Annotated in this window: 19 protein-coding genes; 1 reads left to right on the top strand and 18 read right to left on the bottom strand. The window is 35.4% G+C overall.

The window, feature by feature from the left end; translation table 11 throughout:
• Positions 1–33: 33 nt before the first annotated feature.
• The 3 genes from C8N28_RS07105 to C8N28_RS07115 are packed head-to-tail and all read right to left on the bottom strand — an operon-like array spanning position 34 to position 4320.
• Positions 34–723, bottom strand: coding sequence for a response regulator transcription factor (locus C8N28_RS07105; protein WP_132223038.1), 690 nt, complete (start codon positions 721–723; stop codon positions 34–36).
• A 20-nt stretch (positions 724–743) separates the two neighbouring features.
• Complete coding sequence (locus C8N28_RS07110; protein WP_246012771.1) at positions 744–2510, bottom strand: sensor histidine kinase; 1767 nt, start codon at positions 2508–2510, stop codon at positions 744–746.
• Positions 2446–4320, bottom strand: a complete 1875-nt coding sequence (locus tag C8N28_RS07115) for a S9 family peptidase (RefSeq protein WP_132223040.1) — start codon at positions 4318–4320, stop codon at positions 2446–2448. Before C8N28_RS07115 ends, C8N28_RS07110 begins: the two co-directional genes overlap by 65 nt.
• Positions 4321–4487: 167 nt before the next feature.
• Between C8N28_RS07115 and C8N28_RS07120 the strand changes: the two genes are divergently transcribed.
• The gene (locus tag C8N28_RS07120; protein WP_132223042.1) at positions 4488–4796 is read left to right on the top strand and encodes a DUF4286 family protein; all 309 of its coding nucleotides are present in this window, start codon (positions 4488–4490) and stop codon (positions 4794–4796) included.
• Here C8N28_RS07120 and C8N28_RS07125 read toward each other — a convergent pair.
• Genes C8N28_RS07125 through nrfD form a run of 15 tightly spaced genes read right to left on the bottom strand, consistent with a single transcriptional unit; the run spans position 4793 to position 17482 of the window.
• Positions 4793–5188, bottom strand: coding sequence for a DUF983 domain-containing protein (locus C8N28_RS07125; protein WP_132223044.1), 396 nt, complete (start codon positions 5186–5188; stop codon positions 4793–4795). The two genes, C8N28_RS07120 and C8N28_RS07125, sit on opposite strands and share 4 nt — an antisense overlap.
• Positions 5189–5202: 14 nt before the next feature.
• On the bottom strand, positions 5203–5499 hold the full coding sequence (locus C8N28_RS07130) for a hypothetical protein (RefSeq protein WP_132223046.1): 297 nt from the start codon (positions 5497–5499) through the stop codon (positions 5203–5205).
• Positions 5499–6041: a DUF420 domain-containing protein gene (locus tag C8N28_RS07135; RefSeq protein WP_132223048.1), complete on the bottom strand. Its 543-nt coding sequence runs from the start codon at positions 6039–6041 to the stop codon at positions 5499–5501. Before C8N28_RS07135 ends, C8N28_RS07130 begins: the two co-directional genes overlap by 1 nt.
• Positions 6034–6693 carry an SCO family protein gene (locus C8N28_RS07140; RefSeq protein WP_132223050.1) on the bottom strand — a complete coding sequence of 220 codons (660 nt, stop codon included), beginning with the start codon at positions 6691–6693 and terminating at the stop codon, positions 6034–6036. The genes C8N28_RS07135 and C8N28_RS07140 overlap by 8 nt, the downstream gene beginning before the upstream one ends.
• 32 nt (positions 6694–6725) lie before the next feature.
• A complete protein-coding gene (locus C8N28_RS07145) occupies positions 6726–7079 on the bottom strand; it encodes a cytochrome C oxidase subunit IV family protein (RefSeq protein WP_132223053.1) in 354 nt (117 codons plus the stop codon).
• A 19-nt stretch (positions 7080–7098) separates the two neighbouring features.
• Positions 7099–7791, bottom strand: coding sequence for a cytochrome c oxidase subunit 3 (locus C8N28_RS07150; protein ID WP_132223055.1), 693 nt, complete (start codon positions 7789–7791; stop codon positions 7099–7101).
• 9 nt (positions 7792–7800) lie between these two features.
• Positions 7801–8394, bottom strand: a complete 594-nt coding sequence (locus tag C8N28_RS07155) for a cytochrome c oxidase subunit 3 (RefSeq protein ID WP_132223057.1) — start codon at positions 8392–8394, stop codon at positions 7801–7803.
• Positions 8394–9260: a heme o synthase gene (gene cyoE, locus C8N28_RS07160; RefSeq protein ID WP_132223059.1), complete on the bottom strand. Its 867-nt coding sequence runs from the start codon at positions 9258–9260 to the stop codon at positions 8394–8396. The genes C8N28_RS07155 and cyoE overlap by 1 nt, the downstream gene beginning before the upstream one ends.
• Before the next feature lie 8 nt (positions 9261–9268).
• Positions 9269–10300, bottom strand: coding sequence for a COX15/CtaA family protein (locus C8N28_RS07165; protein WP_246012772.1), 1032 nt, complete (start codon positions 10298–10300; stop codon positions 9269–9271).
• 46 nt (positions 10301–10346) lie between these two features.
• Positions 10347–12236 carry a cytochrome c oxidase subunit I gene (locus tag C8N28_RS07170; RefSeq protein ID WP_132223063.1) on the bottom strand — a complete coding sequence of 630 codons (1890 nt, stop codon included), beginning with the start codon at positions 12234–12236 and terminating at the stop codon, positions 10347–10349.
• A gap of 21 nt (positions 12237–12257) precedes the next feature.
• A complete protein-coding gene (locus tag C8N28_RS07175; RefSeq protein ID WP_132223065.1) occupies positions 12258–13601 on the bottom strand; it encodes a cytochrome c oxidase subunit II in 1344 nt (447 codons plus the stop codon).
• Between the two features lie 44 nt (positions 13602–13645).
• Complete coding sequence (locus C8N28_RS07180) at positions 13646–14866, bottom strand: quinol:cytochrome C oxidoreductase (RefSeq protein ID WP_132223067.1); 1221 nt, start codon at positions 14864–14866, stop codon at positions 13646–13648.
• An 18-nt stretch (positions 14867–14884) separates the two neighbouring features.
• Positions 14885–15469 (bottom strand): c-type cytochrome, encoded by a 585-nt coding sequence (locus tag C8N28_RS07185; RefSeq protein ID WP_317127325.1) that lies wholly within the window; start codon positions 15467–15469, stop codon positions 14885–14887.
• Positions 15462–15998, bottom strand: coding sequence for a DUF3341 domain-containing protein (locus C8N28_RS07190; RefSeq protein ID WP_132223072.1), 537 nt, complete (start codon positions 15996–15998; stop codon positions 15462–15464). Before C8N28_RS07190 ends, C8N28_RS07185 begins: the two co-directional genes overlap by 8 nt.
• Before the next feature lie 5 nt (positions 15999–16003).
• A complete protein-coding gene (gene nrfD, locus C8N28_RS07195) occupies positions 16004–17482 on the bottom strand; it encodes an NrfD/PsrC family molybdoenzyme membrane anchor subunit (RefSeq protein WP_132223074.1) in 1479 nt (492 codons plus the stop codon).
• Positions 17483–17496 lie beyond the last annotated feature (14 nt).

Genomic DNA, 17496 nt, shown 5'->3' on the forward strand with positions numbered 1-17496 from the left:
AAGATAAAAAACTATTTAAAGAAAGTAAAAAAATTACTCATCATCAACGAACTTATAACCCATTCCTCTAACGGTTATCAAATAACAAGGTTTATCAGGGTTTTGTTCTATCTTTTTTCTTAAACGCACAATATGCATATCCAGTGTTCTGGTATTCAAATTTGAGCTGTATCCCCAAACTACTTCCATCAATTCATCTCTGCCGATAACACGTCCAATATTTTGCAGGAAATACAATAGGATTCGATTTTCTAAAATTGTTAATTCAATCCTTTTACCATCACGAATCAATGTATGGATAGAAGGGTGATGCTCTGTATTACCAAAAGACAGGTTCTCTACAGGTTGCGAAACAAAATATTTTACTTTGTTTTCTACCATCGCTACCAATACATCCATATTAAATGGCTTTGTAATATAATCTGATACTCCAAAACTATAAGCATCAATCTTATCAACATCTTGTGATTTGGCAGTCATCATAATCACTAAATTGTTAAAACCATTCTGACGTACATTTTCACACACTTCCGAACCAGATTTACCTGGCAACATCCAATCCAGCAATACAATATCTGGCTTCTCGCGCAAAATCAACTCCTCTCCATCAATTCCATTGGCGGCCTGAATGACTTGAAATTGTTCAGACTCTAAGCGATGAACAACCAAAAATCGAAGATTCTCATCATCTTCAATAACTGCAATTTTAATATTGTTTGGCATAGTATATTTATTTGGTTATTCTATTCATTGATATCTAAAGGTAACGTAATTTTAAACGTTGAGCCTTTTCCTTTTTTACTCTCCACTGTTATATCACCATTCATTAAGTTAATAACTTCTTTACAAAAGGCTAAACCAAGGCCTATACTTCCTTGTTGATTAAACTGGGATTGGATCCGATAAAATTTCTTAAAGATATTTGCCTGATCCTCTTTAGCAATCCCGATACCTTTATCTTCAAATTTAAAAAAGATTTCTTTCTTTTGTTTATAGATACTGATCCTTAAATATTTATTCTCTGGAAATGAATATTTATAAGCATTATCTATTATGTTGTGAAATACGCTCGTTAATAAGGTAATGTCTGTATTTAACGTGCTGACTTTTGAAATATCATAATGAATGTCAAAATCAGGGTTTTTAACCCGGTAGGTATTAACCATGTTCTGACAAAAGTCTTCTACATCAATAGGCTGTTTTTTCAATCTAAATACTTTATTCTCAATTTGTGTAAATGATAATAAAGTATTTAAAAGGTTGTTCAGCTTATCTGCTTCTTCATCTAAGATCTTACCATAATAATTTCTCTCAACATCTGAAAGTTTTGTAGCACTTCTAATATTACTACCCGCTATCTTTATAACGCTTACCGGTGTTTTAAATTCATGCGACAGATTATTAACAAAATCATACTGAAGCTTAAACATACGGAAATTAATTTTTAGGTTTCTGTAAATCAAATAAGCTATAAGTAATAAAAACAGGTACACAATGGAGATGGTTGAAGCAATTGGTAAAAAAAAGCTGCTTACTTCTTTGTTCAGAAAGAGACGAGAAGATTGGAAGTATAACTTATAATCAGACAATGCTCCTGATAATGGCATTTGTGTAGTAATTACTGAGGGATCTGACTCAAATGACTCATAGAACAATGGTTTTATAGAAACACTCTCGTATAATTCTGGATGTACATTTTTAATCTCCAGGTAAGCAGGATCTAAAAAGAAGGTTAAAATATCAAACTCATAAACAGAACTATCAACGCCCTCTTTCTGCATAAAATTTTTAAAGGTTTTTATCTCATCTCTCCGAGGTATGGTCATATAAGAGATCTTAGCAGAGTTAACCCAATAAAAAGTATTAAAGATATCGCTAATGTTCAAAATCTTTGAAGAATCAGTAGCTTCAATAAAAGAAGCAAACCTTACTGCCATGTTATTGAACTCACCAACATTATTTAAAGATAATGCAGAACCTGTATTAGCCTTATAAAGCAATATAGAATCTGGATTAGCCTTGCCATCAAACTGATATATAGCCTTGGGCGAAATAAATAAACCATGGACCGCGAATCCATAACTTAAAGGACGGTTGCTTATTTGTGTATCTGAAAAGAGTATTTTTTTAACGATGGGATAGTTTTCCATGATAGAATCAGCATATTTCTTACCACTTAAGGAATCCAGATATCCCTGGTAGTAAGACACTTCACTTATTCTATTCTGAAAAAAATCATTATAAGCAGATAGACTTTGATCGAAGACTTCGATTTTCTTCGTATTAAAGTCATTATCAATAAAGTTTCTGGTAAAACTATATCCAAGAATTAAGGCAATAATATAGAATGCGGTAATCAAAACTAAAAAAGCAATGATTAACAATAAATTCTTGTTTATAACAAATTTCAGGCGTTTCATAACGGTTACCAATGCATAAAGCTGCCTATTGAAGATACTTATCAAAGAAAGCTGCGAGTTCTTTGTATAAAGAAATCTTATTCTTTTCATTTTCGAATTGATGACCTTCTTCTTCATTAAGTATGTAGGTAACCGGTATCCCTTTATTACGAAGATCTTTGACAAATTGATTGGTTTCATTCACATTACTTCGCGTATCTCTGCTTCCTTGAATTATAAAGACAGGATGTTTTATTTTATCCGTATGAAATATAGGAGAATTTTTTCTGAAATACTCACTATCTTTCATCGGGTCTCCTATCATTTCATGAGCCATTTGTCTATAGGGTTTATAATTAAGTGGGTCTTCCTGGGAATAGGTAAACAGGTTCGTAATACCTGAATAGGACGCAGCACAAGCATATAAATTAGGTTTATAACAAGAACTATGAAGAGCTGAATATCCTCCCAGACTAAAGCCATAAATTCCGATCTTTGTAGAATCTGCAATGCCTTCTCGTATAAGCCAGGTAGTGGCATCTGTTATATCATCCTGTATAACTGTGCCCCAATTTCTGAAGCCCTTAAACCACTGTTTCTTTCCAAATCCTTTGATTCCACGGGTATTTACTTGCAAAATCGCATATCCACGCGATGCCAGGAATTGGATTTCAGGATTATATCCCCATATGGCCCGAGAGTTAACTCCAATTGGGGGAATAACAATAGCAGGCATCTTACCAGTTGCATTTCTAGGGACTGTTAAATAACCAGACAGCTTAACGCCATCACGCGTGTAGAAGGTAATGGGTTTCATAGGCGCCAAATCGCTCGGCTTCAACTGTGGATTATCATCGGATAGCTTTAGTAGCTTATCTTCTTTATAATTATAATAATATGTAGCTCCTGCATCTATATCTAAAGAAGCATGAACTATAAAGCCTGAGGAAGTGCTGTCTCTCGCAATTAATTTCAATAAATAATCAGGGATGTGATTGTTGATCTTTAAGAATACATCTTTTAGTTCTTCGTCGAAGAAATGTCGCCCCGGACGCAGAGTATCAAACTCTATAAAACCCATATCCCCTTCCTGAAAAAAATAATCGGCTGCATTTAAATCGACTTCCGGATGCTCATACATGACCTTTGTTTCATTACCGGTGTTTAGATCAATTTCTACGAGTGCTAACTTATCTCTCATGAGATCCGACAATGCATAGATCCGGTTTCTGTCATTAGAAGTAAAGCCTAAAGGCTGTACATTAGCTCTATAACTACTCTTGATTATTGGATGAAAACCAGCTTCTTCATTATCGCGGGCCATAATAATCTCTGTACGCCCATCAGAAACTACTGCTAATCTAAGTTTTCCGGAACAGTCAGGTATCCACATCCCCACATTGCCTGGATTTTGGGCAATTAAATGCTTCTGGCCAGTTAGAAGGTTTAATCTATAAGCATCGAACGACAAAGAATCTCGATCATTCAAAGAGACTAAGACTTCGTTATTGATTACCTGTTTAGGTTCTATCCAGTGCATTCTTGCTGAAGAAGTCAATATTGGCCGAAGTGTACGATCTTCACGATTCACGGCCATTAATTTCGAGCTGTCTCCTGAATCTTGATCCATTAGAAAGACCAGTTCATCATTATTGACCCAAAGAACAGATTGAACACCTTGCTCATCAAATGCTGTAATACGATGGGTACTGGTATCGGTCAGGTCTATAACAAAGATGTTCTTTTGCCCTTTATAATTTTCAAGAAATGAAATATATTTTCCATTAGGCGATATCTTGAAATTATCTTTCTTCGTGGTGTGAAAAAATAATTCAGCAGGAAGCCGGTCTTTTTTTCCTTGACAAGAAAACAGACAGACTGACAATCCAATAAGATAAAAGAATAGTATGCTTCTTCTCATGCATTCCTCCCCAATAAACCTATACTTAACGGGTATTTTAAATTAATAGACTCAAAATCAACAGTAAGTGAAATTAAGAAAAATTCAGTGTTATAAAAAACGGATATTAGTAACATTTAAAATACAGCTTTAAATATTAATGAGAGAAAAGCCCTACCTTCGCAATTATGATCCTTTACAATATAACGGTTATTGCTGATAATGATATTAAAGATGAATTTAGAGAATGGACCATCCATGTGTTCTTACCAAGTTTAGCAAAGGCTGGATTATTTAAGTCTCAATCTCTTTTAAAAGTTATTGACTCACCAAATGAGGGAGAAACATTCTGTATACAAATTATCGCCAACAGCAATAAGGAGGTAACTTTGCTTCAACAAAACCATCTTATTCTTTTACATGAGAAAAGTAAAGATGTGTGGTTAAATAAAATCTATCTTTTCGAAAGTAGAATGGAATATCTTGCTATGTATTAACTATTGATTCTGTATTTAGGGTCGTAACGAATAGTTGGCGAAAAAAGGTGCAACAAAACAACCCGGGAATACCGATAATTAATAGGTGATAATAACACAATTAAAGGTATTAATACAACGCAATAGAACCAGGGAGACTCACTTCTTATCAAAAAATATACGATAAACGCTGCAATTAATAGTTCAATAACTGAAAACGCATAACTTATATACATTGATATATAAAAATATCCAGGCTCAATCTCAAAGTATAAGCCACAATGAGAGCATACTTGATTGGTTCGTTGTCGTTTTAGAGAGTAAGGGCTTCCATAAAAAATCTTACCTACCCGGCAACGTGGGCATTTGCATGCAAGCATGGCGCTCAGTTTCCCTGAATGTGAAACTCCCATTGTAGAATGAATATCTAAAGCACTGGATTTTGATCCTGTGATTCCTTTGGATCTTGATATCTTTTATACCAGACAAAACCCACTAGTCCAACCGCAAGGAAAGGACAACTAAGAAGAAAAAGGATGCCCTTGTTTAGTGTTTTACCTTGCGTATTACCATTCTCAACAGAGTTCATAGCTGTTAATGAACACATTGCACATTGTGCGTTTGCTTCTTTAATGGGAGCACCTAGAAAAACAATCGCCAAAGCACCAATAACAAATATCCTAACCAATAATGACTTCATATTAAATTTCTTAAACGTTTTCATTAATTAAATGAATAATAAGGTGATATCATTAAATACACAATAACTCCGGTGATCGTAACATACAACCAAATAGGAAAACTCCACCGCACTAATTTACGATGTTTTTCTACATGCATCTTCATTCCATGGTAAAAACTTAACAAAATCAATGGCAAAACCACAGCTGCTAAAATGATATGAGTTATTAAAATAAAGAAGTACACATATCTGATTGTTCCCTGTCCACCAAATTTTGTCTCTAAACCTGCAGAATGGAAAATCAGATAAGAAACCAAGAATATCGATGATAATATAAATGCTGTAATATTTAAAGCCTTATGTATTTTAATTTTTCCCTGACGGATAAAATAATAAGAGATCAATAATAAAACGGTACACGTACCGTTTATTGACGCATTTAAAGTTGGCAGGAATTGTACCCACTTAGGAAGAACATCATGATTGGGAAATAAATTCACAAGATGAGCCTGTAATAAGATAATCACCAACAGAACGATCGCAGAAATCGTCCATACAATCCTAAATATCAATTTATCATTCATTCCTTTTTTGCCTTTCCTCCGTAATTAACAAAATCATTTCTCCAACAAGCCTATCTACTTCATCCTCTGTATAAAACTCATAATACCCTCTGATCTGCTGCTTCGTATCTAATAAAACAATGTATGGACTATGAATTATTCCCTCATTATTAAGTGTATCGCGAAAACCATCCAGCATAAATTCCTCTCTTGCAATTCTGGATGTTTCTTTTTCATTACCTGTTAGAAATTGCCAATTCGTCTCTCCGAGATGATACTTATCAGAATGAGCTTTCAATACCTCAGGTGTATCGGTAGAATCTAACGAAATACTATATAGATTAACCATTGGGTGCTTACCAAACTTTTTGGCGACCTTATCCATAGCCAACTCCATCATGTTGCCAAAAGCCTCACAATCAGTATGCATAAAATTTACTACTGTAAGAGATGCTCTTTCAGGAAAATTTACAGATTCTCCATCTTGATTAACCAGCTGAAAAGGTTGTACCTTGGTTATACTACCTATCTCTTCCTTCCCCAAATAGGGAAGAGTTTTATATATATTCTCTCCAGTCTGCCTTAAATATAAATGCAATAACCCTGGTATTAATAAAATTATTACCAGGGTTATTATTTTTCCTAAAGAATATTTTTTATTCTTTTCAGCCATTCAATTTCCTTTCATTTGAAAGTCTCAATGCTTTATTTGTAAAGGAACATGCCCACATAATGACCTTCAATGAAGACCAATATGATCATATAAATAAGCAATATTAATGGTATAGCGAGCATCACCTTAAATCCTTTTGTTTCAAACTTAAGGTGCATAAAGTAAGCTACAATATAAAATGCTTTTACAAGAGTCAAAAGAATATATACTACAATTACTGTAATTCCCTTTTCAATTAATCCTGTTTCTACAAAACCCAGTGCTATAATAAACTCGATTGCTGTTAGTCCTAATAAGTAAAAGAAAACTTTCCATATCTTACTTTTAGTCATATCGGCTTCCGCATGTGCATACCGATGCGCTTCGATTTGTTCGTCTGTTGTCATAAAATTATCTTTTATAAAATTAAACCAAATAGAAAAATGTAAATACAAACACCCATACCAGATCCACAAAGTGCCAGTAAAGACCTACTTTCTCTATCATCAAATAAGTTCCTCGTCTTTCAAAAACATTTGATAGAGTCATTAATAAAATGATGATGTTTACAGTGATACCTACGGTAACGTGAAAACCATGGAATCCTGTAATAGCAAAAAAGTAGCTTGAGAATTGGGTAGCGCCCATTTGTTGAGCTCCAAGGTATGAATCAGGAATAGCGCCAAACCAAAAACCTTCATGGCTTAGATGTGACCATTCTAAAGCCTGACAGCCTAAGAACGTCATACCTCCTAAGATGGTAAGAATCATCCAGGTTACAACCTCTTTTTTAGAATTACGATGACCTGCTTCTACTGCCAACACCATGGTAACAGAACTCATGATCAAGATAAAAGTCATAATCCCAACGTATACAAGTGGTGCACCTGTATCAGTAATAAAAGGGATTGATTGAAAAACATGATCAGGGTTAGGCCATGTATCTTGGATAAACATGCGCTGTGCGCCATAAGCTACTAAAAAAGCAGTAAAAGTAAAGGCATCTGACAGCAGGAAAAGCCACATCATGATTTTCCCGTATTCAATCTTGAATGGCGAGGTTCCACCTGACCAATTGCCAGTCTTTACTTCATCTAATTTTGAAATGGTTGCGTTCATTATAAAAGTTTATTGATTCAAAAGTAAGAAAACATATATATATATCCACAAAATATCTAGAAAATGCCAAAACATGGCACTAAGTTCCATATTGTACACATTTTGGCTTAGAGAATACTTATTCAAAGGTCTAAAAAATGCAAATAGCAATACAATAATACCAGCAAAAATATGAACTAAATGGAAGCCGGTGAAAACATAGATAAAAGATTGAGATGCATTGTTATTAATAAAGAAAGCTCCTTGCTCTACTAGTACTTGCCAAGCATGAAATTGCGAAGCAAAAAAGCCCAATCCTAATAAAACAGAAAGAGCCAATAATATCTTTCTTTTCATCGACTCTCCTTTACGGGTAGCCAGAAGGGCCATATGTACTGTAATACTACTTGCTATAATAACTACGGTGCTTGTAATAAAAGCTTTAGGCAGAATTATTTTAATTCCTTTATCAATCCCTCCTGCAGTGTAAACAATAAATCCACTGCTTAGAGAGGCAAAAATCATAAAAGAAGCAATAATAAACAGCCATAATGCAAATCGCTTTGCTTTAAAAGCACTCGCTCTAGCTGGATCTTCTATGTTATTTTCAGGATGAGTATTCATTATGAAATAAAATCAAATAATAATGTTAATTGAATGAGCGGCAAATAGAAAAATGATGTAAACATAACTTTCCTTGCCGAGGCAATATCCAATTTTATAAATAATTGCCATGAATACCAAATAAATAATAAAGTTGCCACTATGGAAACGACGGCAACAATGTAGCCTCCAAATCCCATAAAGGTAGGCAATAAACCTACTGGAATTAAAAGAAGCGTTGAAAACAAAACCATAAAAGCACTTATCTTATCACGTTTTGTAGTAGGTAATAATCTAAATCCGGCTTTCTTATAATCTTCATCCAATACCCATGCAATCGCCCAAAAATGCGGAAATTGCCATACAAATTGAATAGTAAATAATATAATAGGTATCCAGGAAATAACTGGTTGATCAAAAGCTGCAAAATAACCTATTAAGGGTGGTAATGCTCCAGGAATAGCACCAACAAAAACAGCTATTGGAGACATTCTCTTAACAGGTGTATAGATAAAAGCATATAGAACGATAGAAAATGCAGAAAGAGCTCCAGTTAGGATGTTAAGTTTAAACAATAAGATAGTACCGAAAAGGCCCATAAATAAACTAAGGATCAGTGCCTGTCCTGTCTTCATTCTACCTGAAGGTAAGGGACGATCGGCTGTTCTGGTCATTAACTTATCCAAATCCCGTTCTAATATTTCATTAAAACCATTTGCTGATCCTGTAACCAGAAATCCACTAACTGTTAGGATCGCCCAATTAATCCAATTGATATCTCCTTGTACACGACTCCCAATTAAAAAAGCAATTGAAGCAGAAAACACTACCGTAAGTGTCAGTCTCAGCTTTACCAGCTTTTTAAAATCATCTATAAAATCTTTCACTCTTTATTTTAAAGCCCGATATACTGGCTGGTTTTACTTAATAATAATATAAGATAATACTGAACTCCAAAAACTAAAGTTCCTACTACCAAATGAACAGTTTGCATATAGGCAGGCATATTAAAATATGCCAAGATTAAACCACTTATGATCTGAACTAACATTAAGATCATCATGACGTTAACCATGTAGCTCTGACTGCCATTTCTTGCAAAACGAGAACGAATAATAAAGAACAAAACACCATTGAGAATAAAGGCAGCAAGAGCTAATTCTCTATGCCAGATAAAACTATCTCCCAGCTTCGATACCCATAATTCTCGTTGTCCCCCATTAAAGCTCGCTGATATCTCATCAATACTTTCACGGATATCTGTACCAATAACAACCTGGACAAGGGTTAAAGCAAGAACTACTATGGCTAATACTTTTACCCATATAAATTCTTGATTTGATAACATACTTTTATCCCTCGAGATTCTCGCCTGGAAGTAAGTATAAATTGCAATACCTAATATAACCAAGGCCAAAAGCATATGAACGGTTATGACCCATGGTGTTAAATTTGTTGAAACAACTATAGATCCCAACCAACCCTGAAACCCAACAAGAAAAAGATTAAACAGGCTTAAAAAAAAGATTCGCTTCTTAAAACGCCAAAATGCGGTTGAAAAGATTAAGCATAATATCATCAATAATCCTAATGTAGCTCCCGACAAACGATTAATATATTCTGTCCAGGTTTTAGCTGCATTAAAATCTTCATGCACTAATATGCTTTTATCATTCCTGATTTTAAAAGCTAGTTCTGAAAAACCCAACTTATCCAATGTATTGGCGAAACGTTCATTCTTTTTTGCACGACCGTCAATATAATGCTGTTCATAATTCGGAGGTAACTGAGAAACATCAGTAGGAGGGATAATCTGATTAAAGCATTTCGGCCAATCTGGGCATCCCATTCCTGAACCTGTACTCCGAACAACCCCTCCGGCAAGTATCACAACATAAAGAACAATAATGGTAATTTTGATTACCATTATAAATCTTTTTTCAGCTGGTAAGTACATGCCCTTCTCCTCCTAATTACTTACTTTCTTCGTCTACTACAAGTTGTTGTGCTTCCCATTCTCTCTGTATTTTCTCTGCTTCAGGATTTCCTTCAAAATCATGTGGTAAGTTAGAACTCATCGTTTCTGAATAAGGTACCGTTTGTGGTATAAAATCTTCTGAATGTCCTGGCTTACTATAATCATATGGCCAACGATGAACTGTTGGAAGCTCTCCAGGCCAGTTACCATGGATACGCTCTATAGGAGTAGTCCATTCTAATGTATTCGCACCCCAAGGATTTTGTGTAGCTAACTTTCCGTGCTTCATTGAATGAAAGAAATTCCAGGCAAATGCAACTTGTGCTAACCCTGCTATGATAGCTGACCAGGTAATAAACACGTTTACAGAAAGCCATTTCTCCATAAATTCAAAAGAAGTAAATGCATAGTATCTACGAGGAACACCGTCTATTCCCATAAAGTGCATAGGAATAAATACGAAGTAAGCTCCGACAAAAGTTATCCAGAAATGTAAATAACCTAAGCGATTATTCATCATTCTACCAAACATTTTAGGATACCAGTGGTAAACCCCTGCAAGCATACCAAAAATAGCAGCAGAACCCATGACTAAATGGAAGTGGGCTACAATAAAGTAAGTATCATGAACCTGGATATCAATTGCAGCATTACCTACGAACAAACCAGTTATACCTCCAGATATAAAGAAGGAAACCATACCGATTGAGAAAACCATTGCTGGTGTAAATCGAATATTTCCTCGCCATATGGTTGCTATGTAATTAAATACTTTCACAGCAGAAGGAACCGCAATAATCAAAGTCGTTATCATAAACACCCCTCCTAAGAAAGGACTCATCCCTGTAACAAACATATGGTGACCCCAAACCAAGAAGGAAAGGACTGAAATACCAAGCAAAGAATAAACCATCGCATGATATCCAAAAATTGGCTTTCTTGAGTTTATAGAGATAACTTCAGATACGATACCAAAAGAAGGTAATATTACAATATATACTTCCGGGTGACCTAAGAACCAAAATAAGTGTTCAAATAAGATAGGACTTCCTCCCTCATGAGCTAGTATCTGACCTTGAACAATTATATCTGATAAATAAAAGCTGGTACCCATACTGCGGTCAAAGAAAAGCAATACAACAGCAGATACAAGAACCGGGAATGATAATAAACCTAAAATAGCGGTGAATAATAAAGCCCATATTGTTAATGGCATTCTCCACAAGCTCATTCCTTTAGTACGCATATTAAGAATTGTACTGATGTAGTTAATACCTCCCATTACCTGAGATGCTATAAATATTCCAATACTAATTAACCACAATGTCATACCTGTTCCAGATCCACTAATAGCAGTAGGAAGAGCCGATAGTGGAGGGTATATTGTCCAACCAGCTGAAGCAGGACCACTTTCAACAAAGAAAGAGGCTAGCATAACTACACAAGCAACAAAGAAAAACCAGTAAGATAGCATGTTCATAAATGGAGCAGCCATATCACGAGCACCAATTTGCAAAGGAATTAAGAGATTACTGAAAGTTCCACTCAAACCTGCCGTTAGTACAAAGAACACCATGATTGTACCATGGATTGTAACCAAGGCCAGGAAGAATTCTGGCTTAATACGCCCGCCTTCAGCCCATTTACCTAAGAAAACCTCCAGAATAGGGAAATCTTTCTCAGGCCAAGCCAATTGCAAACGGAAAAGGATTGATAAGAAAAGTGCTATAAATGCCATTATAATCCCTGTGATCAGGAATTGCTTGGCTATCATTTTATGATCTTGAGTGAAAACATATTTTGTTATAAATGTTTCCTTATGCCCATGATCATGATGATCGTTGTGATTATAATCTGCTGCTGGCAGAGTAGTTGTAGTTGCCATAAGTCTTTTTAACTCCTATTTTTAGTTATTTGATACCATTTTATTACCATCAATTACAAGATTCGCCTGCTTAGGTTGGGATAATTCCTTAAATTCCTTTTGCATAGTATCATCAAAGTAATAAGTTTGTTGGCTTAACCATTCTTTATATTCTGCATCCGTTACAACAATCACTTTCTTTTGCATGTTATAATGTCCGCTTCCACAGATCTTAGAACATAAAAGAATGAAATTATAATCCGGATCTCCTACTTTCTCTCTCATTTCTTCTGTCGTATATTTAGGAACGATGTAAAAGAATGTTGGCATTCCCGGAACAGCATTAATTTGAACGCGGAATTCTGGAATATAGAATGAATGTAAAACGTCTTTAGAATTTATAGTGAAATGAACTGGTTTTCCGACAGGTAACACAATATCTCCTGCACGAATGTCATCCAAAGCACTATTATCAGTAAAATCAATACCTAGTCCATTTACAGGGGTAGTAAGTTTAAAATTACGTTTCCCTACTGTATTATCTCTACCGCCATAACGAATATTCCAAGCGAACTGTTCTGCAGTAATCTCTATCTGCAAAGCTTCTTTTTGTTGCTCTTCAGGAATATTTGTAATGCCTCTCCATGTAAAGAATCCAAATAAAACCAGGATTGTCAAAACAACAGCCGGAGTAATTGTCCAAATTTTCTCTAAAGCATTATTATGTGGGTAGTAGTACGCTTTTCTTTTATCTGAGCCTCTATATTTAAAGGCAAAGCCGAACAAAGCAATATGAGTAAGAACTAATACAATGGTTGTAATAATTGTAGTAATTATAAACAAGGTATCAATACGTGCACCATGTTCAGTTGCTGCTTCGCGAAAACTCTGTGTACCATGATGTGCGTATGACCAGTATATTCCATAAAGGAATACGATTAATCCTACCAGGAAAAACCAAGCCTGATGTGAATGCCAGTTATTAACAGGCAGCTTCTTCCGCAAACCTTGTGTTAATTCATATACACTCAATACTTGACCTAGAATAGTTACAATAAAACATACTAGAACAAATAGCAAGACATAATAAAAGAAGTTAACATAAACCTGGGCAGGAATACCCGCTTCTTCTTCAGCTGCTACAGCTGTTGTACTAGCAGATGCTGGAGCTGATGTTGCTGAAACTTCAGAATCAGTAGCGGCAACAGAAGTATCTGTTGCAGTAGCGGAGTCAACTGCTGAACTATCGGTAGTTGCCACCTGCTCAGTATCAGCATTAACTGCTGCCGTATCGGTTTGGGCAAAACTAGGGCTATGGAACAGGAACAACAGTCCAAACACGAGCCCAAAAACTCCTTTAATATGAATGAATCCTTTTAATCTCATTTTAATTATAACAGTTAAACTCTAAATTTATATACAAGCAAAAACTAAATCTGGTGATGCAAACTTTCTTCAATAAATGGATGATTCTGAGGCGCTAAAGAATGTTTACTCAATCTATTTAACATCAAGAAGGCAAATAATCCAGCAAAACCCACTGCCATTCCAATTTCAGTTAATCCAAATCCTCTATTTTCCTCAACCGTTCCTGGCATAATCATTAAATAATAATCCAGCCAATGGCCAAGAAGCAACATAATACAAACTCCTGCTAATACTTTCGGGTTTCTCACCCATGATCTATTGACCAAAATCAGAATAGGTGCAACAAAATTAATAATAATATTCAACCAAAACCAAGGTTTATACTCAGGCTCCCAACGTTTATAGAAATAAACCGTTTCTTCCGGCATATTGGCATACCAAATTAGCATAAATTGTGCAAACCATACGTAACACCAGAATATAGAGAAACCATAAATTAATTTACCCATATCATGTAAATGATTCTCATTTATCCAGCTCATATAGCCAGCTTTCTTTAAAAGAATGATAGTTAAGGTAATAGCACATAAACCGCTAACCCATAAAGCAGCAAAATTATACCATCCGAACATTGTTGAAAACCAATGTGCTTCTAATGACATAATAGTGTCAAAAATCCAAAGTGGAGAAGTAAACCCGAAGATCACTAAAAAGAAAGTCGAGTATTTAAAACTTTTCTTATAAGAATTCATTCCACCTTCTAAATCTTCATTATACGAAAATTTAGCCAGCATAACAGCGAAGAAACTATATGCACCCATCAGTACTACTTCACGAAGTAAGAATCCGGGAGCATTTAGATAGCCAGATTTTCCACTAATTAAAGGATCAAAGTTAGGGCTTTCAGGATCAACCAACCCTTCTCCATACCAGTGATGATATAGGTTGTGAGAGAATAACCCGGCAACGCATATACCCAATAAGATTAAAGAAGCAATAGGTAATACGCTAGAAAAGGCCTGTGGAACTCTTATCATCCCTGCTGACCATCCTGATTGAGTTACATATTGAATTGCCAAAAAACATGTACCGGCTGCACAAACACATGCCAAATAATAACTCATTAATAATAAGTTGGCGAAAGTTCTTTCACTTCCATTAAATACAAAGCCATAAACGATAGCAATTACTCCTATCAAAATGGCAATCAGACTCCAGGTTTTTGGCTTCCCTGAAAAGTCGAATTGTTCACTAAAGTTATAAGAATGTTGATTAGTCTCCATTTGTAATATCTATTTATTCTATCGTTGTTGTAATTCGTGAACATGCATTACTACTTTCCAGCGTTCTTCAGGAGAGAGCTGTGATGCATGCGACCCCATTAAGTTTAATCCATAATAGATGGTATGATAGATCTTACCATCAGTTAAATCTTTCATTAAACCTCCACGAGAAGAATTACCCGTAGCATATGATGGAGGAGGAGGAAATTTCTCTAATTTAACAATACTTCCATCACCATGACCTGACTCACCATGACAAGGCTGACAAAAACGAAGATACAGGACTTCTCCATCTTTCAAATTCTTCTCTGTTCTCTCAAGAGGATTATGAAAGTTAGCACTTGCCTCCTCGTAGCCTTCCATCGTATTTTCATACGGATACTTGTCAAAACCAATAGGAACAGTTCCTGCCGGAGGTGTTTGAGCAGTTATTTTATTTGCAAAATTATTATTTAATTGATCAGGATTATACCCTATTGGGTCATACATGTTTCGTGAAAACTCCATTCCTGTATCTGTTGTCCTGCCATCTCCACAAGAAGAAACAACAGCGGCCAAAGCTACAGCAATGCATGCAGATCCTATTATTCTAATCTTATTCATAGCTAACATATTTCCTCTCGTTATGCAAAACGTCAATTGCACCGGCTTCTTTTAATAAACTTTCTATTTTAGTGTGGTCTGTGTTTTCCTGTGCATCAATGGCGATTACAAATCGATCATTTGTAGCACGAAAATCCATTACTCTTGGGGCTCTGCCAGGAAATAAGTGATTTCTGAAGAAGAATACAGAAACCATACCCAAGGCAGTAATTAAAATTGTTACCTCAAATGTAACTGGCACAAAATTGGGCATAGCAAAAGCAGGTTTTCCCCCAATATTCATTGGCCAATCATAAACCATTGTATAATAAAGTAATGAAAAACCCAACGTAAACCCTAGTAAACCACACAAGAAGGCCACAATAGGCAACCTAGAAGGAGGTACTCCTAGTTTTGCTTCAATACCATGTATCGGCATAGGAGTGAAAACATCGTAAATAGCAATGTTATTTTCCTGCAATTTATCGATACCATGCATCATCTCGTCAGGATCTCCGAAACTTCCTAATATATATTTTATCGTGCTCATCCTTGTTATTTTACTAATTCCTTAATATCACTTTCTGTAAGTACATCGTATTTTTTCAATGAAGCTGTATAGTATTCTATTTCTTCAGCATGCTGATGTCCTTCTTGAATTAATTTTTTCTTAGCTTCAAAGCTTTGAGTTTTCAATAGTAGTTTTACTTCAGCAATTGCTACTGGTGGAAGAACTCTAAGGAATAATAAGAACATCGTAAAGAATAATCCTATTGATCCTATAAATATGCCTACATCTACTATTGTAGGATAGAACATTGCCCAACTTGATGGTAAATAATCGCGGTGTAAAGAAGTAACGATAATTACAAAGCGTTCAAACCACATACCGATATTCACCACAATAGAAAATATCCATGAAAGTGCAATATTAGTTCTAACCTTTTTAAACCACATAAATTGGGTCATTAACACATTACATCCATACATCAATAAACCAGCCCACCAATAAGGTCCAACAAATCTGTTTATGAAAGTATATTGCTCATACTCGCTTCCAGAATAGTAAGCGATAAAGAATTCAGTAAGATAAGCTATACCTACAATTGATCCTGTTACCAGAATAATTTTATTCATGGATTCGATATGGAACATTGTAATATAATTTTCCAATCCTAATACTTTACGTGCAACCAGTAAAAGGGTTTGTACCATAGCAAATCCAGAGAAAATTGCTCCTGCAACGAAGTATGGCGGGAAAATAGTAGTATGCCAACCAGGAATAACTGAAGTTGCAAAGTCCATAGATACAATAGTATGTACTGAAAGTACCAATGGAGTTGCGATACCAGCTAATATTAAACACACAATCTCAAATCGTTGCCAGGTCTTTACCGATCCGTTCCATCCAAATGAAAGAATAGAATAGATTCTGCGTCTTAAACCAATAGCACGATCTCTAATAGTTGCAATATCTGGCAATAACCCAACATACCAGAATACTAAAGAAACTGTAAAATAGGTAGAGATTGCAAAAGCATCCCAAACTAATGGAGAGTTAAAGTTTACCCATAAAGAACCAAACTGATTAGGGATTGGGAAAATCCAATAAGCCAACCAAGGTCGACCCATATGGGCAACTACGTATGTTGCTGCACAAATAACAGCAAAAATCGTCATTGCTTCCGCAGAGCGGTTAATGGAATTACGCCAATTTTGACGAAATAATAATAATACAGCAGAGATTAACGTTCCTGCGTGACCAATACCAACCCACCAAACGAAGGTTGTAATATCCCAAGCCCAACCCACAGTTTTATTTAATCCCCAAGCTCCAATTCCTGTCCAAAAAGTATAACTAACACTTACTACCCAAAGAAGTGCACCCAAAGCAGCTACGATAAATCCAATCCACCAAGCTTTATTAGGCTTATTTTCTACGGAAACGAGAATATCGTCTGTGACTTTAGCGTAAGTAATATTTTCCCCCGTAACGAGAGGTTCTCTAATAATAGATTCGTTGTGCGATGACATATTCTTTATATTTC

This window comes from Albibacterium bauzanense (assembly GCF_004339765.1).
Classification (GTDB): domain Bacteria; phylum Bacteroidota; class Bacteroidia; order Sphingobacteriales; family Sphingobacteriaceae; genus Albibacterium; species Albibacterium bauzanense.